The 571-nt window shown below is 56.6% G+C and carries 1 rRNA gene; it reads left to right on the top strand.

What is annotated here, in order from left to right:
* Nucleotides 1–571, top strand: a 23S ribosomal RNA gene (locus AC6EJC_RS26860); the annotation flags it as partial.

The raw sequence follows: 571 nt of genomic DNA on the forward strand, positions 1-571 counted from the left end.
CGAGGACAGTGTCAGGTGGGCAGTTTGACTGGGGCGGTCGCCTCCTAAAGAGTAACGGAGGCGCCCCAAGGTTCCCTCAGAATGGTTGGAAATCATTCGAAGAGTGCAAAGGCAGAAGGGAGCTTGACTGCGAGACCTACAAGTCGAGCAGGGACGAAAGTCGGGCTTAGTGATCCGGTGGTACCGCATGGAAGGGCCATCGCTCAACGGATAAAAGCTACCCTGGGGATAACAGGCTTATCTCCCCCAAGAGTCCACATCGACGGGGAGGTTTGGCACCTCGATGTCGGCTCATCGCATCCTGGGGCTGAAGTAGGTCCCAAGGGTTGGGCTGTTCGCCCATTAAAGCGGTACGCGAGCTGGGTTCAGAACGTCGTGAGACAGTTCGGTCCCTATCTGTCGTGGGCGTAGGAAATTTGAGAGGAGCTGTCCTTAGTACGAGAGGACCGGGATGGACGTACCGCTGGTGTACCAGTTGTTCCGCCAGGAGCACCGCTGGGTAGCTATGTACGGAAGGGATAAGCGCTGAAAGCATCTAAGCGTGAAGCCCCCCTCAAGATGAGATTTCCCA

The organism is Paenibacillus sp. TY11 (assembly GCF_059772165.1).